This is a genomic window from Metapseudomonas otitidis, assembly GCF_011397855.1.
GTDB classification, from domain to species: domain Bacteria; phylum Pseudomonadota; class Gammaproteobacteria; order Pseudomonadales; family Pseudomonadaceae; genus Metapseudomonas; species Metapseudomonas otitidis.
The window spans coordinates 1,844,588-1,863,168 of record NZ_AP022642.1 but is presented as its reverse complement, the minus strand read 5'-3'; the positions used below and the strand labels follow the sequence as shown (position 1 = coordinate 1,863,168).

The following is an 18,581-nucleotide window of genomic DNA, read 5'->3' as shown; positions in this document are numbered from 1 at the left end:
TGACGACGCGCGCAAGCGCCGGCAATCTGCAGCCGTCGCAAGACTGACATCCAACGGTCGGGATAGTTACAATCGCCCGGTTAGAATTCCGACCGGAGCCCCCTTTTGCCCGCCTCCGTCCTGCGTCTCCCGACCCTCCCCACCGCCAGCGGCAAGCAGCAGTGGGGCAACCTCAACGGTGCGGCCCTCGGCCTGGCCATCGCCGAAGCGGCGAGCACTGCCCGACGCTTCACCCTGTTGCTGACCGCCGACAGCCAGAGCGCCGAACGCCTGGAGCAGGAACTGGGCTTCTTCGCCCCGGACCTGCCGGTGCTGCACTTCCCGGACTGGGAAACGCTGCCCTACGACCTGTTCTCCCCCCACCAGGACATCATTTCCCAGCGGGTGGCCAGCCTCTATCGCCTGCCGGAACTGGACCATGGCGTGCTGGTGGTGCCGATCACCACCGCCCTGCACCGCCTGCCGCCCCGGCGCTTCCTGCTGGGTTCAAGCCTGGTGTTGGACGTGGGCCAGAAGCTGGACGTGGAGCAGATGCGCCTGCGCCTGGAAGGGGCCGGCTACCGCTGCGTGGAAACGGTCTACGAGCACGGCGAGTTCGCCGTGCGCGGCGCGCTGATCGACCTGTTCCCCATGGGCAGCGACCTGCCCTACCGCATCGACCTGTTCGATGACGAGATCGAGACCCTGCGCACCTTCGACCCGGAAACCCAGCGCTCGGTGGACAAGGTGGAATCGATCCGCCTGCTGCCGGCCCGCGAGTTCCCGCTGGACAAGAAGGCGGTCACCGACTTCCGCGGCCGCTTCCGCGAGTGCTTCGACGTCGACTTCCGCCGCTGCCCGATCTACCAGGACCTGGCCAGCGGCATCACCCCGGCCGGCATCGAGTACTACCTGCCGCTGTTCTTCGAGGAGACCGAGACGCTCTTCGACTACCTGCCCGGCAACACCCAGGTGTTCTCCCTGCCCGGCATCGAACAGGCCGCCGAGCAGTTCTGGAGCGACGTGCGCAGCCGCTATGAAGAGCGCCGCGTCGACCCCGAGCGCCCGCTGGTGCCGCCGGCCGAACTGTTCCTGCCGGTGGAGGACTGCTTCGCCCGGCTGAAGGCCTCACCCCGCGTGGTGGCCGACCCCAGCGACCTGGCGCCCGGCGTGGGCCGCGAGCGCTTCCCCACCCGCGCCCTGCCCGACCTCGCCATCGAAGGCAAGGCCAGCGAGCCGCTGGCGGCCCTGCGCCGCTTCCTGGAGGAGTTCCCCGGCCGCGTGCTGTTCAGCGCCGAATCGGCCGGCCGCCGCGAAGTGCTGCTGGAACTGCTCGCCCGGCTCAAGCTACGCCCGCAGGAAGTCGCCGGCTGGCCGGAGTTCGTCGCCAGCAGCGAGCGCCTGGCCATCACCATCGCCCCGCTGGACGAGGGCCTGCTGCTGGACGAACCGGCCCTGGCGCTGGTCGCCGAAAGCCCACTGTTCGGCCAGCGCGTCATGCAGCGCCGTCGCCGCGAACGCCGCAGCGACGGTGGCGACAACGTCATCAAGAACCTCGCCGAGCTGCGCGAAGGCGCACCGGTGGTGCACATCGACCACGGCGTGGGCCGCTACCTCGGCCTGATCACCCTGGAGATCGAAGGCCAGGCCGCCGAATTCCTCGCCCTGCAGTACGCCGAGGAAGCCAAGCTCTACGTGCCGGTCGCCAGCCTGCACCTGATCGCCCGCTACACCGGCACCGATGACGCCCTGGCACCGCTGCACCGCCTGGGCTCGGAAACCTGGCAGAAGGCCAAGCGCAAGGCCGCCGAACAGGTGCGCGACGTCGCCGCCGAGCTGCTGGACATCTACGCCCGCCGCGCCGCGCGAAAAGGCTATGCCTTCAAGGACCCGCTGGCCGACTACGCCACCTTCTCCGCCGGCTTCCCCTTCGAGGAAACCCCGGACCAACAGGCCGCCATCGAGGCCGTGGTCGCCGACATGCTGGCGCCCAAGCCGATGGACCGCCTGGTCTGCGGCGACGTCGGCTTCGGCAAGACCGAGGTGGCCATGCGCGCGGCCTTCGTCGCCGTGCACAGCGGCAAGCAGGTGGCGGTGCTGGTGCCCACCACCCTCCTCGCCCAGCAGCACTACAACAGCTTCCGCGACCGCTTCGCCGACTGGCCGGTGCGCGTGGAGGTGATGAGCCGCTTCAAGACCGCCAAGGAAGTGGAAGGCGCCGCCAACGAGCTGGCCGAAGGCAAGGTGGACATCGTCATCGGCACCCACCGCCTGCTGCAGGGCGACATCCGCTTCAAGCAGCTGGGCCTGGTGATCATCGACGAGGAACACCGCTTCGGCGTGCGCCAGAAGGAGCAGCTCAAGGCCCTGCGCAGCGAGGTGGACATCCTCACCCTCACCGCCACGCCGATCCCGCGCACCCTGAACATGGCCGTGGCCGGCATGCGCGACCTGTCGATCATCGCCACCCCGCCGGCGCGCCGCCTGTCGGTGCGCACCTTCGTGATGGAACAGCAGAACACGGTGATCAAGGAGGCCCTGCTGCGCGAGCTGCTACGGGGCGGGCAGGTCTACTACCTGCACAACGAGGTCAAGACCATCGAGAAGTGCGCCGCCGACCTCGCCGAACTGGTGCCCGAGGCCCGTATCGGCATCGGCCACGGGCAGATGCACGAGCGCGAGCTCGAACAGGTGATGAGCGACTTCTACCACAAGCGCTTCAACGTGCTGGTGGCCTCCACCATCATCGAGACCGGCATCGACGTGCCCAGCGCCAACACCATCATCATCGAGCGTGCCGACAAGTTCGGCCTGGCCCAGTTGCACCAGCTGCGTGGCCGCGTCGGCCGCAGCCACCACCAGGCCTACGCCTACCTGCTGACGCCACCGCGCAAGCAGATGACCGAGGACGCCCAGAAGCGCCTGGAAGCCATCGCCAACGCCCAGGACCTGGGGGCCGGCTTCGTGCTGGCCACCCATGACCTGGAGATCCGCGGCGCCGGTGAGCTGCTGGGCGAGGGCCAGAGCGGGCAGATCCAGGCCGTGGGCTTCACCCTCTACATGGAAATGCTCGAACGCGCGGTCAAATCCATCCAGAAGGGCGAGCAACCCAACCTGGAGCAGCCCCTGGGCGGCGGGCCGGAAATCAACCTGCGGGTGCCGGCACTGATTCCCGAGGACTACCTGCCCGACGTGCACGCACGGCTGATCCTCTACAAGCGCATCGCCTCGGCCGCCGACGAGGACGGCCTGAAGGAGCTGCAGGTGGAAATGATCGACCGCTTCGGCCTGCTCCCCGAGCCCACCAAGAATCTGGTGCGCCTCACCCTGCTCAAGCTGCAGGCGGAGAAGCTCGGCATCAAGAAAGTCGACGCCGGCCCCCAAGGTGGTCGGATAGAATTCGCCGCCGACACCTGCGTCGACCCGCTGGTGCTGATCAAGCTGATCCAGGGCCAGCCCAAGCGCTACAAATTCGAAGGCGCCACCCAGTTCCGCTTCCTGGTCCCGATGGAGCGACCGGAAGAACGCTTCAACACACTGGAGGCGCTGTTCGAGCGCCTCGTTCCGCAATCCGCTTAAAGGACTGATCCATGCGTGCGTTCCGTTTCATCACCCTGCTGCTCGCCCTGGTGGCCCCCAGCGCCTTCGCCGACGGGCTCTACCAGGTGGAGATGATCCTCTTCCGCCAGGCCGGCGAGCCGGTCCCGGCCAGCCAGAACGCCCCGGATGACTGGGCCAACGGCAGCCAGACCCTGTCCAGCGTCGGCGAGCGCGCCACCAACCTGAACAACGAAGCCGCCCGCCTCAACCCGGGCGCCGGCTACCAGGTGCTGCTGCACAAGGCCTGGTCCCAGAGCATTGGCGCCACCCCGAGCAAGGTGGCGGTCACTACCGGCGACGGCCAGCTCGGCCACTTCCCGGTAGAAGGCACCGTGGAGCTGAGCCAGGGCCGCTTCACCGACGTGTCCGTCGACTTCTGGGTCAACCGCTTCGACGCCAGCGGCCTGCTCAGCGGCAGTGAGCGCATCAAGCAGGGCACCCGCCTGAAGAGCGGCGAGCTGACCTACCTCGACCACTCCAGCCTGGGCATCCTGATCCGCGTCAACCCGCTCTGACCCATGCCCACCCTGCTCGAACACCTGCGCCAGGAAGACTGGCGCCAGGACTTCGACCAGGGCGCGCTCGACCGCGGCGCCCGCTACGCCCAACAGCGGAAAGCGCGCCTGCGGGCCATGGACGAGACGCAGCTGCTGGCCAGCTGCGCAGGCTCCGCCGAGACGCCCTACCTGCAGACGATCCGCCTCGCGCCCCATGGGCTCGGGGTGATCGGTCGTTGCACCTGCCCGGTCGGCCTGAACTGCAAGCACTGCGTCGCCGCCATCCTCCAGCTGCTGTCCGACGGCCCGCCGGCCGCACGACCGGAGCCCGTCACCCCGGCACCGGCGCGCGCACCCCGGCTGCTGAAAGACATCCCGCCACGTCCGCACCTGGCCCTGGGCAGCCTGGCCCAGAGCCTCTATGACCTGCGCAGCGGCCGCATGGTGGGCAACCAGCAGCACCGCGCCGGGCTGGCCTTCGACTATGCAGGGGCGCTGGTCCACGGCAAGAACACCCGCGCCAACCCGGTCAGGCGTCGGCAGGATGGCGAGCTGGTGGCCATGCAGCGCAATCCCCAGGCCGAGGAAACGCTGCGCGAGCGCCTGCGACAGCTGGGCTTCAAGGAATCCCTGCGGCAGAGCCAGGCCCTGCCGGGGGACCTGCTGGAACTGTTCGAGCTGCCCGACGACGAGGCCTGGCAGCGCTTCGTCCAGCTGCAACTGCCGCAGTTGCGCGACGAGGGCTGGCTGATCGAGATCCGCCCCGGCTTCCACTTCGACCTCACCCCGGTGGATGGCTGGTATGCCGAGGTGGACGAGCAACCGGGCCAGCAGTGGTTCGACCTGGAGCTGGGCATCCTCGTGGAAGGACAGCGCATCAGCCTGCTGCCGGTGTTGCTCAAGCTGATCCGGGACAACCCCAAGCTGCTCAGTGCCAAGGTCCTGCAGCGACGCAAGGACGACGACCAGTTGCGCCTCCAGCTCGATACGCTGAGCAGCGAGACCGGGCGTCCCCTGCAGGTCGCCCTCCCCTACGGCCGCCTCAAGCCCCTGCTCGGCACGCTGGGCGAGCTGTTCCTGCGGGATCGCGGCGAGGGCCGCAGCCTGCGGCTCGGACTGCCGGATGCTGCACGGCTCGACCAACTGGAGTCCCTCGGCTTGGCCTGGCGAGGCGGAGAACGCCTGCGCACCTTCGCCGAACGCCTGCGGGACAGCCGTCATGGCAGCCACCCCACGCCCAAGGGACTGAAGGCCGAGCTACGCACCTATCAGCTCCAGGGCCTGGCCTGGCTGCAGACCCTGCGCGAGCTGGACGCCGGTGGCGTGCTGGGCGACGACATGGGCCTGGGCAAGACCCTGCAGACCCTGGCGCACATCCTCACCGAGAAGGAGGCCGGCCGGCTGGACCGTCCTGCCCTGGTGGTGATGCCCACCAGCCTGGTGCCGAACTGGCAGGACGAGGCCGCGCGCTTCGCCCCGGATCTGAAGGTCCTGGCGCTGCATGGCCCCAACCGGCACAAGGACTTCGAGCACCTGGCCGATCACGACCTGCTGCTCACCACCTACGCCCTGCTGCCCCGCGACCTGCCGCAATGGAAGGAGCAGCCGCTGCACCTGCTGGTGCTGGACGAGGCGCAGAACATCAAGACCGCCACCAGCAAGGCCGCCCAGGCCGTGCGCCAGCTGCAGGCCCGCCAGCGCCTGTGCCTGTCGGGCACGCCGCTGGAAAACCACCTGGGCGAACTGTGGTCGCTGTTCCACTTCCTGATGCCCGGCTGGCTGGGCGATGCCAAGCAGTTCGCCCGCGACTACCGCACCCCCATCGAGAAGCACGCCGACAACGAACGCCTGGCCCACCTGAACGGCCGCATCCGCCCCTTCATGCTGCGGCGCACCAAGGAGTCGGTGGCGACCGAACTGCCGGCCAAGACCGAGATGATCCACTGGGTGGAACTGAGCGAGGCCCAGCGCGACCTCTACGAGACCGTGCGCCTGGCGATGGACCAGAAGGTGCGTTCGGAAATCGAGCACAAGGGCATGGCCCGCAGCCAGATGGTGATCCTCGAAGCCCTGCTCAAGCTGCGCCAGACCTGCTGCGACCTGCGCCTGGTGGAGCCGGAGCGTGAGGTACGCGGCAGCACCTCGGGCAAGCTGGACAGCCTGATGGAGATGCTCGAGGAGCTGTTCATGGAAGGCCGGCGAGTACTGCTGTTCTCCCAGTTCACCAGCATGCTGGAACTGATCGAGGGCGAATTGCAGACGCGCCAGATCGACTACCTGCTGCTGACCGGCGAGACCCGCGACCGGCGCACGCCGGTGGAGCGCTTCCAGGCCGGCGAGGTGCCACTGTTCCTCATCAGCCTCAAGGCCGGCGGCACCGGGCTGAACCTGACCCAGGCCGACACGGTGATCCACTTCGACCCCTGGTGGAATCCGGCAGCCGAACGCCAGGCCACTGACCGCGCCTACCGCATCGGCCAGGACAAGCCGGTGTTCGTCTACAAGCTGATCGCCCGGGGCACGGTGGAAGAGAAGATCCAGCAGCTGCAGCAGCGCAAGGCCGACCTGGCGCAAAGCGTGCTGAGCGCGCCGGCCGGCAGCGACTGGCACCTGCGCGAGGAAGACATCGACGCGCTGTTCGCGCCCCTCCCCCACGCCTGACCCGGGTTACCGCCCGGGCCAGGCATCGGTCACGCCTTCAGCAGGATGGACAGGGTTTCGCGCACCTTGCCGATACCCGCCGCGAGCGCGGCCTCGATCTCGGCCATGGTGATGATGCTGGTGGATTTGCCGGCTGCCGGATTGACCACCAGGGAGAGGGCGGCATAGGGCAGGTTCAGCTCGCGCGCGAGGGCGGCTTCGGGCATGCCGGTCATGCCGACGATGTCGCAGCCATCGCGCTCCATGCGGGCAATCTCGGCGACCGTCTCCAGGCGCGGGCCCTGGGTGCAGCCATAGACGCCGTAATCGCTGTGGGCGTGGCCGGCGCGACGCAGGGCATCGAGCAGCTTCTGCCGCAGCGGTTCGTCGTAGGGGTGGCTGAAGTCGATGTGGGTGACGTGGTCCAGTTCGCCCTCGAAGAAGGTACCGATGCGCCCCTGGGTGTAGTCGATCACCTGATGCGGCACCACCAGTTGCCCGGTGCCCATCCCGGCGGTGATGCCGCCAACGGCGTTGACGGCGATGACCGCCTCGGCCCCGGCATGCTTCAGCGCCCAGAGGTTGGCGCGGTAGTTGACCTGGTGCGGCGGAATGCGGTGCGGGTGGCCGTGACGGGCGAGGAAGAGCACCTCACGACCGGCGTACTCGCCCTGCACGATCCCTGCGGACGGTGCGCCGTAGGGCGTCTCGGGGTTGAGCAGGGCCTTCATGCTGAGGCCGTCCAGTTGGGTCAGGCCGGTACCACCGATAATCGCGTAAACGGTCATGTCGCTTCCTTCAGTCGATCAGCTGGGCTTCGCGCAGGGCACCCACAGCGGCCTGCCAGCGCGGGTCTTGACGGTATTCGGTGCCCGGGAAGGCACGACGGCGCATGCGGGCCAGTTGCGGGGACGGGGTCACGCCCAGGCGCTGCAGACGCGACAGGGCCAGCTCGGCGGCAGCGCGGTCGTTGCACACCAGGCCCATGTCGCAGCCTGCGCTCAGCGCGGCCTCGATGCGCTCGGCGGCATCACCCACCACATGGGCACCGGCCATGGAGAGGTCGTCGCTGAAGATCACCCCGGTGAACTTCAGCTCGCCGCGCAGGATGTCCTGCAGCCAGCGACGCGAGAAGCCGGCGGGCTGGGCATCGACCTGGGGGTAGATGACGTGGGCGGGCATCATGCCGTCCAGATCGGACGCCAGGCGGGTGAAGGGCACGAGGTCGGCCGCACGGATCTGCTCCAGGCTGCGCTCATCCGTGGGGATGGCGACGTGGGAGTCGGCTTCCGCCCAGCCGTGACCGGGGAAGTGCTTGCCAGTGGCCGCCATGCCGGCAACACGCAGGCCCTTGATGAAGGCACCGGCCAGGTCTGTGGCGCGCTGAGGATCGCCCTCGAAGGCACGGCTGCCCACCACGGCGCTGCGCTGTTGATCCAGGTCCAGCACCGGGGCGAAGCTGAGGTCCAGGCCGGCGGCCAGCACTTCGGTCGCCATCAGCCAACCGCATTGCTCGGCCAGGGCCTCGGCGTTGGGCGTATCGGCGAGGGCGCGCATCGCCGGCAGGCGCACGAAGCCGCGACGCAGGCGCTGCACCCGTCCGCCTTCCTGGTCGACGGCGAGGATGAGGTCGGGGCGTACGGCACGAATCGCAGCGCACAGGTCACGCACCTGGCGTGGGTCCTCGATATTGCGGGCGAACAGGATCAGGCCGGCCACTTCGGGCTGGCGCAGGATGTGGCGGTCTTCGGCAGTCAGCCAGGTGCCGCCGATGTCCAGCATCAGGGAGCCTTGCATGGGGTTCCTTGTCAGGGGTTGGGCGCCGCCCACTCGGGCCTGGGCGCTTCATCGATGCGCACCGCACAGTGGACGGGTACGCGGGGAAAGAGTTCCAGCAGGTCGGCGTTGCGCATGCGCACGCAGCCGTGGGAGCGCGGGACGCCCATGGGCTCGGTATCCGGCGTGCCGTGGATATAGATGTAGCGGCGCATGCTGTCGACCTTGCCCAGGCGGTTGAAGCCGGGCTCCCGCCCACTCAGCCAGAGGATGCGAGAGAGGATCCAGTCACGCCCGGGGAACTGTTCGTGCAGCGCCTCGGACCAGACCTCACCGGTCCAGCGACGTCCGCGCAAAACGGCATTCAACGGAAGATCGGCACCAATCCTGGCCCGCACTTCGTGGAGACCACGGGGTGTGCAGTTGGAACCACTGAGTTCACCGGGGCCATTGAGGGCGGTCGACACGGGATAACTGACCAGCAGGCGTCCAGCAGCGAAGCCGTAGAGGCGCTGATCAGCAATGGAGATATGGAGTAGATCGAGGTCGGACATGGGCGGCTAGCTTAGCTGATCCCGCCGCCCTCGCCCACCGGCGTCAGGCCTTGCCGGCTGCAGGAGCGGGCTTTGCCCTGGGCTTCAGTACGGCCTTGGACAGGGCCTCGTCGGCCAGGCCCGTTTCTGCGCGCATGCCTGCCGCGAGGAACGGGACCATCAGGCGCATGACCTGTTCGATGGAGGTATTCACACCGAAATCGGTCTCGGCCATGGCCCGCAGCGCCTTGATGCCGGACATGCTGAACGCAGCAGCCCCCAGCATGAAGTGGACACGCCAGAAGATCTCAAGAGGCGGCAACCGGGGCGCCGCCTCGTTGACCAGCAGCATGTAGCGACGGAACACCTTGCCATACACCTCTTCGAGGTACTTGCGCAGGTGACCCTGGCTCTGACTGAAGGCAAGCCCGAGCAAGCGCATGAAAATGGAAAGGTCGTTGCCACTGCGAGGCTTTACCGCCAGCGCCTGCTCCACGAGCATCACCAGCAGCTCCTCCAGAGAGGGCGGCGTTTCAGACTTGCCTTGGCGTTTGTCGAGCTCACGCTCCAGGCTCTGGCAGAACGGCCCGAGGAAGCGCGAGAAGACCGCCTGGATCAGGGCCTTCTTCGAACCGAAGTGATAATTCACCGCCGCCAGGTTGACCCCGGCCTTGCTGGTGATCAGGCGCAAGGAGGTTTCGGCGAAGCCTTTCTCCGCGAACAACTGTTCCGCTGCATCGAGGATGCGTTCGACGGTTTCCGACTGAGCCATGGTTCCCCCACCTGACAAACACTTGTTTGAAACATACGTTTCAGACCCTGCCTTTGTCAAGTCGCACTCACCACCTTCTGACGCATGGGTCACGCCGGAGGACATCCTACGCAGCCGAGGCGAAACCTCATCCGGCACACCGCCGAATGGCAGGCCGGGTCTTCAGAAAATACTTGTAGGCCCACTCGAGGCACTGTATAAAACACCAGTCACTGTATAAAAAGACAGAGCCCGACATGCTGAAACTGACGCCCCGCCAAGCCGAGATTCTCGCGTTCATCAAGCGCTGCCTGGAAGACAACGGTTATCCGCCGACCCGGGCGGAAATTGCCCAGGAGCTCGGCTTCAAGTCGCCCAACGCCGCCGAGGAACACCTCAAGGCCCTGGCGCGCAAGGGCGCCATCGAGATGACCCCGGGCGCTTCCCGCGGCATCCGTATCCCTGGATTCGAGCCGGCAGCCGAGGAAGGTGGACTTCCCGTGATCGGCCGAGTCGCTGCAGGTGCGCCTATCCTTGCCCAGCAGAACATCGAGGAATCCTGCCGCATCAACCCCGACTTCTTCCACCCCAAGGCCGACTATTTGCTGCGCGTACGCGGCATGAGCATGAAGGACATCGGAATCTTCGATGGCGACCTCCTGGCCGTCCACTCCACTCGTGAGGCCCGCAACGGCCAAGTGGTGGTAGCACGACTGGGCGACGAAGTGACGGTCAAGCGTTTCAAACGCGAAGGCGACAAAGTCTGGCTGATCGCCGAAAACCCCGAATTCTCTCCGATCGAAGTCGACCTGCACGAGCAGGAACTGGTGATCGAAGGCTTGAGCGTCGGCGTCATTCGCCGCTAACAGGAGGCGTCATGCAGTTCTCGCAACCGATCGGCCGCATCCAACTGCCCCTCTTCCACGACGCCATCGTCGCAACACCGCTTCACGACCTGCTGGAGCCCGAGGCTCCCCTGGAAGCGGAAAGCGAGGCCTTCAGCGAACTCTCATTGCGAGGCAGCCCACTCCATTGCCGCCACCTGCTGGCCCCGATGCTGAGGGAGCTGAGCGAAGAACAGGACGCCCGCTGGCTCACCCTCATCGGAGCACCCGCCACCCTTAATCAGGCCTGGCTGCGGGATGCGGGACTCAACCGTGAGCGCATCCTCCTGCTCGAACCCCGAGGCGGCAAGGACGCTCTGGAATTGGCATGCGAAGCCCTCCGGTTGGGGCGCAGCCACACTGTCGTGAGTTGGCTTTCACTCAGTGCTCGGGACAAGGACGCCCTCATCAGGGCCGCACGGGAAGGCAATGCACAGAGCCTGAACATCCACCTCGGATAGCCAGGGCCCTGCTTAATCAAATGGCAATGATCGGCGAGGAGACTATTCGTTGATCAGTGCAAGACGCGGGGCTGGTCATCATGGTCCATCTCGCCTTCGGCGAGTCGGCCGGCCATCTGCACACCCACGTTGAGCATGGCCTTGGCCACTTCCAGGTGATGCCCCTGGAGGAATGCCTTGGCATCAGCGGAGAAGTCCAGCGTCACCAGCGCTTCCTCGTCCTCTGCACGGCGCAGAATAATGCGCCCGTCGGGCAATTCGACTATTTCCAGGAAGGACGTTGTCATCGCTTCATCTCTCCACTAAAGACCGCGCATTGTAACAGCCGCTCGGCTTGGCGCCCTACCCCTTCCGTCACTCAGCACTCCGAGAGACTTTCCCGATAACGAAGCACCAGCGCCTTCAGCTGCTGACGCCAGGACTCCAACTCCTCACGGGACAGGGGGGCTTCCTCCTCATCCAGTACAACCGCCTCGATCAAGGGAAGCGTCGGGTCCACCTTGGCCTTGGTGGGTGCCTGAGGCGGCAGGAAGAGCGCCTGATAGGCCCGTTCGAGGGAACCCAGCCAGCTCTCGGGCTGCTGGAACAGTTCCACCAACTCGGCCAGCTCCGGGCTCGGCGAGGCAGACAGCACCTCTGAACTCAGGATCGCTGCCACATCCGGAGCCCCCGGGTTAGGCATGCGGTAGTAATGGGTGATCTCGTGGCATAGCCCCAGCAAGGCACCGTGAAGGTGGAAAAGCGCAGCCTCCCGCTCCGCCTGGACCTGGGCTTGCGCATTCATCGCACGCCCCTCTTCTGCCTTGCGCCAGTTCTCAAGGCAAAGTCCGGCGAAAAAGAGTTTCTGGTTGGTGCGGGTGTAGGGCTCATGGGCCATGGCACGGACTCCGGATATGCAATCGGTATAAGACCGAAACGAAGAAGGCCGGACCTGTGGTCCGGCCTTGCCAGTATGCGCGCATGGGAGCCATGCGCGCAGCGGGACTCAGCGCTTGTCTTCGACCTTCCACTTGCCGCCGTCGAAGAATGCACGCCAGCCGGTCGGCTTGCCATCCACCTCCGACTGCACGTACTGCTCCTTGGTCTTGCGGCTGAAACGAATGACAGCCGGGCGGCCATCCGGATCTTTTACCGGTGCACTGAGCAGGAAGTGATACTTCGGATCCAGCTCATCCTTGTGCGGAATCAGCTCCAGCACCAACGGCGCACGGGTCTCGCGATTCTTCGGGAACTGACTGGCAGCCAGGAAGAGACCCGAGGCACCATCACGCAGCACATAGGTATCGTCCACCTTCTCGCACTTGAGCTCCGGCATCTTGATCGGGTCGATCTTCGGCGGCGCGGCCTCACCGTTCTTGAGCAGCTTGCGGGTGTTCTTGCAGCTGGAATTGGTGCAACCGAAGAACTTGCCGAAACGGCCGGTCTTCAGCTGCATCTCGCTGCCGCACTTGTCGCACTCAAGGCTCGGGCCTTCGTAGCCCTTGATGCGGTACTGGCCCTGCTCGATCTCGTAGCCCGCGCAATCCGGGTTGTTGCCGCAGATGTGCAGCTTGCGGCTTTCGTCCAGCAAGTAGGCGTCCATCGCCGTGGAGCAGATCGGGCAGCGGTGCTTGCCACGCAGCACACGGGATTCGGACTCACCCTCGTCATCCGCGGCGATCTCATCGCCCGGCACGAGATTGATGGTGGCCTTGCAGCGCTCCTTCGGCGGCAGCGCATAGCCCGAGCATCCCAGGAAGACGCCCGTGGAGGCCGTACGGATCATCATCGGGCGGCCGCACTCACGGCACGGAATATCGGTAAGGGTCGGCTGGTTGGCACGCATGCCACTGTCGCTGCCTTCGGCCAGCTCCAGCTTCTTGCGGAAATCACCGTAGAACTCGTCCAGCAGGTTCTTCCAGTCGCGCTCGCCCTGGGCGACGTCGTCCAGATTCTCTTCCATGCCGGCGGTGAAGCCGTAGTCCATCAGGTTGGCGAAGCTTTCATTGAGGCGCTCGGTGACGATGTCGCCCATCTTCTCGGAGTAGAAGCGGCGGTTGTGCACCGTCACATAGCCACGCTCCTGGATGGTGGAGATGATCGCCGCATAGGTGGACGGGCGGCCAATGCCACGCTTTTCCAGCTCCTTGACCAGGCTGGCCTCGGAGAAGCGCGCCGGCGGCTTGGTGAAGTGCTGGCTGGGGTCGAGCTTGATCAGCTTGAGCGCCTCGCCTTCCTTCATGTCGGGCAGTACGTCGTCCTCGCCCGGCTTGCTCTGCTGCGGCAGCACACGGGTATAGCCGTCGAACTTGAGGATGCGGCCCTTGGCACGCAGCTCGAAGTTGCCCGCCGCCACGCTGACGCTGGTGGACAGGTACTCGGCAGGCGGCATCTGGCAGGCCACGAACTGGCGCCAGATCAGGTCGTACAGGCGCTCGGCATCACGCTCCATGCCGGACAGCTGGGTCGGCTTGAGGTTGACGTCGGACGGCCGGATGGCTTCGTGCGCCTCCTGGGCGCCTTCCTTGCTCGAATAGAAGTTTGGCTTGGCCGGCAGGTACTTCTCACCGAACTCGCCCTCGATGAAGCCACGCACCATGGTGACGGCGTCGGCAGAAAGGTTGGTCGAGTCGGTACGCATATAGGTGATGTAGCCCGCCTCGTAGAGACGCTGGGCCATCATCATGGTCTTCTTCACCCCGAAGCCCAGGCGGTTGCTCGCGGCCTGCTGCAGGGTGGAGGTGATGAACGGCGCGGAGGGACGGCTGGAAGTGGGCTTGTCCTCGCGTTTCTGCACGCTGTAGCTGGAGGCCTTGAGCTTCTCCAGCGCGGCCATGGCCTGGGCTTCGTTCAGCGGCTTGAAGGCCGCGCCGTTCTCCTTGGCCACCTCGAAGCGCACATTGGCGCCCTTGGCGGTGCCCAGGTCGGCATGGACCTCCCAGTATTCCTCGGGGACGAAGGCGCGGATCTCGCGCTCGCGCTCCACCACCAGCTTCACCGCCACCGACTGCACGCGACCGGCGGACAGGCCACGGGCGATCTTCTGCCACAGCAGCGGCGAGACCATGTAGCCCACCACGCGGTCGAGGAAGCGACGCGCCTGCTGGGCGTTGACGCGGTTGATGTCCAATTCGCCGGGCTGGGAGAAAGCCTCCTGGATGGCCTTCTTGGTGATCTCGTTGAACACCACGCGCTTGTAGCGGCTGTCGTCACCGCCGATGGATTCCCGCAGGTGCCAGGCGATGGCCTCCCCTTCGCGGTCCAAGTCGGTTGCGAGGTAGATGGTGTCGGCATCCTTGGCCAGGCGGCGCAGTTCGTCGATCACCTTTTCCTTGCCGGGCAGGATCTCGTACTTGGCCTTCCAGCCGTGCTCGGGGTCCACCCCCATGCGCGCGAACAGCTGGCGCTTGGCTTTCTCCTTCGGCGAGAGGGCCGGCGCTTCGGCTGCTGCGGCCTTGCCGCGCTTGACCGGCTCCTTGGTGGCACTTGCCGAACCGCTGGTGGGCAGGTCACGGATGTGGCCGATGCTCGACTTCACCACGTACTGGTTGCCCAGGTACTTGTTGATGGTCTTGGCCTTGGCCGGGGATTCCACGATGACCAGCGATTTGCCCATGGATCGGAAAGTTCCTGAATTCGAGAGATAGATAAACAAAGGCGGGAGCCGCCCCAGGCGGCACCGCTATATATAGTGGCGAAGGAGACAAGGTCAAGTTCGCCGGGGCCGGCGAGTCGACTCAGCGGCGCGGATAGGGATCCGACTCGGCAGTCACGAGGGAGAAGCGCGCGATCTGTTCGCCCTCCACCGTCACCGTGCCGGTGAACATCTCCAGCGGACGCACCCAGAGCCCATGTTCGCCGTAGAGCGCCTGGTACACCACCAGCTCCTCTTCGCTCTCCGAGTGCCGAGCGGTTCCGATCACGCGGTACTGCTGCCCCTTGTAGTGGCGATAGAGTCCCGGTTGTACGCTCATGTTCCCCTCAGTGCTCGGTCGACGGCTTGCCAAGGTGCGCATGGTGCCCACTCCGACGGGATATGGCCAGCCTTGGTGAGAAATTGGCGGAAACGAAAACCGGGGCACGAGGCCCCGGTCTTGTCCAGCTTCAGGCTCAGACGCGCTCGAAGATGGTGGTGATGCCCTGGCCGAGGCCCACGCACATGGTGGCCACGCCCAGCTTGCCGTCGTTCTGCTTCATCACGTTCAGCAGGGTGCCGGAGATACGCGCACCGGAGCAGCCGAACGGATGACCCAGGGCGATGGCGCCGCCGTGCAGGTTGACCTTCTCTTCCATCTTGTCGAGCACTTTCAGGTCCTTCAGCACGGGCAGGGCCTGGGCAGCGAAGGCTTCGTTGAGCTCGATGAAGTCGATGTCAGCCATGGTCAGGCCGGCACGCTTGAGTGCTTTCTGGGTGGACGGCACCGGGCCGTAACCCATGATCGCCGGGTCGACACCCGCGACCGCCATGGCACGAACCACGGCCATGGGCTCGATGCCCAGGTCCTTGGCGCGCTGAGCGCTCATCACGATCATGCAGGACGCACCGTCGGTGATCTGCGACGACGTACCGGCAGTCACGGTACCGCCCTTCGGGTTGAACGCCGGCTTCAGGGACGCCAGACCTTCGAGGGTGGTTTCCGGACGGATGGTTTCGTCGAAGTCGAACACCTTCAGGAAGCCATTCTCGTCATAGCCTTCCATCGGGATGATCTCGTCCTTGAACTTGCCTTCCACAGTGGCCTTGTGGGCCAGCTGGTGGGAGCGCACGCCGAACTGGTCCTGGGCCTCGCGGGTGATGCCGTGCATCTTGCCCAGCATCTCGGCGGTCAGGCCCATCATCCCGGATGCCTTGGCGGCGTACAGGGACAGGTGCGGGTTCGGGTCGACGCCGTGCATCATGCCGACGTGACCCATGTGCTCCACGCCGCCGATGACGAACACATCGCCGTTGCCGGTCTGGATGGCTTGCACGGCAGTGTGCAGGGCGCTCATGGAGGAACCGCACAGGCGGCTGACGGTCTGGCCAGCGCTGGTGTGGGGGATCTGGGTCATCAGCGACGCCATGCGCGCAATGTTCCAGCCCTGTTCCAGGGTCTGGTTCACGCAGCCCCAGATCACGTCTTCCACTTCAGCCGGGTCAACCTTGGGGTTGCGCTCCAGCAGCTTGCTGATCAGGTGGGCCGACATGGTCTCGGCACGGGTGTTGCGGTGCATGCCACCCTTGGAACGACCCATCGGGGTGCGGCCGAAGTCGACAATGACCGCGTCTCTCGGATTCAGGCTCATATTTCTTCTCTCGCTCTGTTCGCTGCGCGATTAACCGAAAAACTTCTGGCCCTTGGCGGCCATCTCACGAAGCTTGGCGGTCGGGTGGTACAGGGCGCCCAGGTCGGCATACTTGTCGGCCAGGGCGACGAACTCGGCTACACCAATGGAATCGATGTAACGCAGCGCACCACCACGGAAGGGGGGGAAGCCGATGCCGTAGATCAGGCCCATGTCGGCCTCGGCTGCGGTTTCGACGATGCCGTCTTCCAGGCAGCGAACGGTTTCCAGGCACAGCGGGATCATCATGAAGTTGATGATGTCCTCATCGGTCAGCTCGCGCTGTTCCTTGATGATCGGCTTCAGGATCTCGTAGGCCTCGGGGTCCTGGACCTTCTTCGGCTTGCCGCGCTTGTCCATTTCGTAGGCGTAGAAGCCCTTGCCGTTCTTCTGGCCCAGGCGGTTGGCTTCGTACATCACGTCGACGGCGGTCTTGCCCTCGACCGCCATGCGGTCCGGGAAGCCTTCTGCCATCACGTCACGGCCGTGGTGGCCGGTGTCGATGCCGACCACGTCGGACAGGTAGGCCGGGCCCATGGGCCAGCCGAACTTCTCCATGATCTTGTCGATGCGGACGAAGTCCACGCCGAACTCCAGCAGCTTGGCGAAGCCACCGAAGTACGGGAACAGCACGCGGTTCACCAGGAAGCCGGGGCAGTCGTTCACCACGATGGGGTTCTTGCCCATCTTCTTGGCGTAGGCAACGGTGGTGGCCACGGCCACTTCGCTGGACTTCTCGCCACGGATGACCTCGACCAGCGGCATCATGTGCACCGGGTTGAAGAAGTGCATGCCGACGAAGTTCTCGGGGCGCTTCAGGGCCTGGGCCAGGTAGCTGATGGAGATGGTGGAGGTGTTGGACGCGATGATCGCGTTGTCCTTCACATGGCCTTCCACCTCGGCCAGCACGGCGTGCTTGACCTTCGGGTTCTCGACCACGGCCTCGACCACGATGTCGACATGGGCGAAGTCACCGTAGGACATGGTCGGACGGATGGCGTTCAGCGCCTCGGCCATCTTGGCCGGGGTCATGCGGCCTTTCTCGACGCGCTTGCCGAGCAGCTTGGACGCCTCGTTCAGGCCCATCTGGATACCCTCTTCGCGGATATCCTTCATCAGGATCGGAGTGCCCTTGGAAGCGGACTGGTAGGCGATACCGCCACCCATGATGCCGGCGCCGAGTACGGCGGCCAGCTTCACGTCCTGGGCGATCTCGTCGTGCTTCTTGGCCTTCTTCTTCAGTTCCTGGTCGTTCAGGAACAGACCGATGAGGCTCTCGGCAACCGAGGTCTTGGCCAGCTTGACGAAGCCGGCGGCCTCGACTTCCAGCGCCTTGTCACGGCCGAAGTTGGCGGCTTTCTGGATGGTCTTGATCGCTTCGACCGGCGCCGGGTAGTTCGGGCCGGCCTGGCCAGCCACGAAACCTTTGGCGGTCTCGAAGGCCATCATCTGCTCGATGGCGTTCAGCTTGATCTTTTCCAGCTTGGGCTGGCGCTTGGCCTTGTAGTCCAGCTCGCCGGCGATGGCGCGCTTGACCAGGTCCAGGGCGCCTTCCTTCAGCTTGGCCGGAGCGACCACGGCGTCGACAGCACCCACTTTCAGGGCGTCGGCGGCCTTGTTCTCCTTGCCGGAGGCGATCCACTCGATGGCGTTGTCCACACCGATCAGGCGCGGCAGGCGCACGGTGCCGCCGAAGCCCGGGTAGATGCCCAGCTTGACTTCAGGCAGGCCGATCTTGGCGGTTTCGCTCATCACGCGGTAGTCGGCGGAGAGGCACATCTCCAGGCCGCCGCCCAGGGCGATGCCGTTGATGGCGACGACGGTGGGTACGGCCAGGTCTTCGAAATCGCTGAAGATCTTGTTGGCTTCGAGGTTGCCGGCCACCAGTTCTTCGTCGGGCAGCTTGAAGTTGTCGACGAACTCGGTGATGTCAGCGCCGACGATGAACACGTCCTTGCCGCTGGTGACGATGACGCCCTTGACCGAAGCGTCTGCCTTGATGGCGTCGACGGCCTGGCGCAGTTCGTTCAGGGTAAGACGGTTGAACTTGTTGACGGACTCACCCTTGAGATCGAACTGCAGTTCGACGATGCCGCCCTCAAGAGCCTTAACCGTGATGGCTTTACCTTCGTAAATCATCAACTGATCTCCACGGT

At 65.5% G+C, this 18,581-nt stretch carries 15 protein-coding genes; 5 read left to right on the top strand and 10 right to left on the bottom strand.

The genetic code is table 11. From position 1 onward, the window contains the following. The first annotated feature begins 105 nt into the window (after positions 1-105). The 3 genes from mfd to PotMrB4_RS08730 all read left to right on the top strand — a co-directional run bounded on the left by mfd (position 106) and on the right by PotMrB4_RS08730 (position 6,737). Positions 106-3,558, top strand: coding sequence for a transcription-repair coupling factor (gene mfd / locus PotMrB4_RS08740; RefSeq protein ID WP_172433029.1), 3,453 nt, complete (start codon positions 106-108; stop codon positions 3,556-3,558). 11 nt (positions 3,559-3,569) lie between these two features. Next, a complete protein-coding gene (locus PotMrB4_RS08735) occupies positions 3,570-4,094 on the top strand; it encodes a CsiV family protein (protein ID WP_074968618.1) in 525 nt (174 codons plus the stop codon). A 117-nt stretch (positions 4,095-4,211) separates the two neighbouring features. Then, the gene (locus PotMrB4_RS08730; RefSeq protein ID WP_449405567.1) at positions 4,212-6,737 is read left to right on the top strand and encodes a DEAD/DEAH box helicase; all 2,526 of its coding nucleotides are present in this window, start codon (positions 4,212-4,214) and stop codon (positions 6,735-6,737) included. 29 nt (positions 6,738-6,766) lie between these two features. On the opposite strand, the gene PotMrB4_RS08725 is transcribed toward PotMrB4_RS08730, so the two are convergent. Genes PotMrB4_RS08725 through PotMrB4_RS08710 form a run of 4 tightly spaced genes read right to left on the bottom strand, consistent with a single transcriptional unit; the run spans position 6,767 to position 9,797 of the window. Further along, positions 6,767-7,504, bottom strand: a complete 738-nt coding sequence (locus tag PotMrB4_RS08725) for an S-methyl-5'-thioinosine phosphorylase (RefSeq protein WP_074968613.1) — start codon at positions 7,502-7,504, stop codon at positions 6,767-6,769. Between the two features lie 10 nt (positions 7,505-7,514). Beyond that, the gene (gene nagZ, locus PotMrB4_RS08720) at positions 7,515-8,513 is read right to left on the bottom strand and encodes a beta-N-acetylhexosaminidase (protein ID WP_172433027.1); all 999 of its coding nucleotides are present in this window, start codon (positions 8,511-8,513) and stop codon (positions 7,515-7,517) included. A gap of 11 nt (positions 8,514-8,524) precedes the next feature. Next, positions 8,525-9,046, bottom strand: coding sequence for a L,D-transpeptidase (locus PotMrB4_RS08715; protein WP_172433026.1), 522 nt, complete (start codon positions 9,044-9,046; stop codon positions 8,525-8,527). Between the two features lie 43 nt (positions 9,047-9,089). Beyond that, positions 9,090-9,797 (bottom strand): TetR/AcrR family transcriptional regulator, encoded by a 708-nt coding sequence (locus PotMrB4_RS08710; RefSeq protein WP_044405042.1) that lies wholly within the window; start codon positions 9,795-9,797, stop codon positions 9,090-9,092. 236 nt (positions 9,798-10,033) lie between these two features. Here PotMrB4_RS08710 and lexA point away from each other — a divergent pair, with 236 nt between their 5' ends. Together lexA and sulA are read left to right on the top strand one after the other, a co-directional pair. Further along, positions 10,034-10,642 carry a transcriptional repressor LexA gene (gene lexA, locus PotMrB4_RS08705; protein WP_044405045.1) on the top strand — a complete coding sequence of 203 codons (609 nt, stop codon included), beginning with the start codon at positions 10,034-10,036 and terminating at the stop codon, positions 10,640-10,642. 11 nt (positions 10,643-10,653) lie between these two features. Beyond that, on the top strand, positions 10,654-11,121 hold the full coding sequence (gene sulA / locus PotMrB4_RS08700; RefSeq protein WP_044405049.1) for an SOS-induced cell division inhibitor SulA: 468 nt from the start codon (positions 10,654-10,656) through the stop codon (positions 11,119-11,121). Positions 11,122-11,174: 53 nt separating this feature from the next. Here sulA and PotMrB4_RS08695 read toward each other — a convergent pair whose 3' ends face one another. The 6 genes from PotMrB4_RS08695 to fadB form a co-directional block, all read right to left on the bottom strand. Beyond that, positions 11,175-11,408 carry a hypothetical protein gene (locus PotMrB4_RS08695; RefSeq protein ID WP_044405053.1) on the bottom strand — a complete coding sequence of 78 codons (234 nt, stop codon included), beginning with the start codon at positions 11,406-11,408 and terminating at the stop codon, positions 11,175-11,177. 71 nt (positions 11,409-11,479) lie between these two features. Continuing rightward, positions 11,480-11,998 carry a DUF6586 family protein gene (locus PotMrB4_RS08690; protein ID WP_172433025.1) on the bottom strand — a complete coding sequence of 173 codons (519 nt, stop codon included), beginning with the start codon at positions 11,996-11,998 and terminating at the stop codon, positions 11,480-11,482. Positions 11,999-12,106: 108 nt separating this feature from the next. Further along, positions 12,107-14,716: a type I DNA topoisomerase gene (gene topA / locus PotMrB4_RS08685; RefSeq protein WP_172433024.1), complete on the bottom strand. Its 2,610-nt coding sequence runs from the start codon at positions 14,714-14,716 to the stop codon at positions 12,107-12,109. 121 nt (positions 14,717-14,837) lie between these two features. Further along, positions 14,838-15,074, bottom strand: a complete 237-nt coding sequence (locus tag PotMrB4_RS08680) for a DUF1653 domain-containing protein (RefSeq protein ID WP_044405062.1) — start codon at positions 15,072-15,074, stop codon at positions 14,838-14,840. A gap of 136 nt (positions 15,075-15,210) precedes the next feature. Beyond that, on the bottom strand, positions 15,211-16,386 hold the full coding sequence (fadA, locus tag PotMrB4_RS08675) for an acetyl-CoA C-acyltransferase FadA (RefSeq protein ID WP_044405065.1): 1,176 nt from the start codon (positions 16,384-16,386) through the stop codon (positions 15,211-15,213). 30 nt (positions 16,387-16,416) lie between these two features. Further along, the gene (gene fadB, locus PotMrB4_RS08670) at positions 16,417-18,564 is read right to left on the bottom strand and encodes a fatty acid oxidation complex subunit alpha FadB (RefSeq protein ID WP_044405068.1); all 2,148 of its coding nucleotides are present in this window, start codon (positions 18,562-18,564) and stop codon (positions 16,417-16,419) included. Positions 18,565-18,581: the final 17 nt, after the last annotated feature.

What these genes read in the sequence shown, in the direction of transcription:
- PotMrB4_RS08710 (WP_044405042.1), bottom strand. Translation starts at nt 9,797, where the DNA reads ATGGCTCAGTCGGAAACCGTCGAACGCATCCTCGATGCAGCGGAACAG.
- PotMrB4_RS08725 (WP_074968613.1), bottom strand. Translation starts at nt 7,504, where the DNA reads ATGACCGTTTACGCGATTATCGGTGGTACCGGCCTGACCCAACTGGAC.
- fadA (WP_044405065.1), bottom strand. Translation starts at nt 16,386, where the DNA reads ATGAGCCTGAATCCGAGAGACGCGGTCATTGTCGACTTCGGCCGCACC.
- PotMrB4_RS08715 (WP_172433026.1), bottom strand. Translation starts at nt 9,046, where the DNA reads ATGTCCGACCTCGATCTACTCCATATCTCCATTGCTGATCAGCGCCTC.
- PotMrB4_RS08690 (WP_172433025.1), bottom strand. Translation starts at nt 11,998, where the DNA reads ATGGCCCATGAGCCCTACACCCGCACCAACCAGAAACTCTTTTTCGCC.
- lexA (WP_044405045.1), top strand. Translation starts at nt 10,034, where the DNA reads ATGCTGAAACTGACGCCCCGCCAAGCCGAGATTCTCGCGTTCATCAAG.
- topA (WP_172433024.1), bottom strand. Translation starts at nt 14,716, where the DNA reads ATGGGCAAATCGCTGGTCATCGTGGAATCCCCGGCCAAGGCCAAGACC.
- PotMrB4_RS08735 (WP_074968618.1), top strand. Translation starts at nt 3,570, where the DNA reads ATGCGTGCGTTCCGTTTCATCACCCTGCTGCTCGCCCTGGTGGCCCCC.
- PotMrB4_RS08680 (WP_044405062.1), bottom strand. Translation starts at nt 15,074, where the DNA reads ATGAGCGTACAACCGGGACTCTATCGCCACTACAAGGGGCAGCAGTAC.
- PotMrB4_RS08695 (WP_044405053.1), bottom strand. Translation starts at nt 11,408, where the DNA reads ATGACAACGTCCTTCCTGGAAATAGTCGAATTGCCCGACGGGCGCATT.
- PotMrB4_RS08730 (WP_449405567.1), top strand. Translation starts at nt 4,212, where the DNA reads ATGGACGAGACGCAGCTGCTGGCCAGCTGCGCAGGCTCCGCCGAGACG.
- fadB (WP_044405068.1), bottom strand. Translation starts at nt 18,564, where the DNA reads ATGATTTACGAAGGTAAAGCCATCACGGTTAAGGCTCTTGAGGGCGGC.
- sulA (WP_044405049.1), top strand. Translation starts at nt 10,654, where the DNA reads ATGCAGTTCTCGCAACCGATCGGCCGCATCCAACTGCCCCTCTTCCAC.
- nagZ (WP_172433027.1), bottom strand. Translation starts at nt 8,513, where the DNA reads ATGCAAGGCTCCCTGATGCTGGACATCGGCGGCACCTGGCTGACTGCC.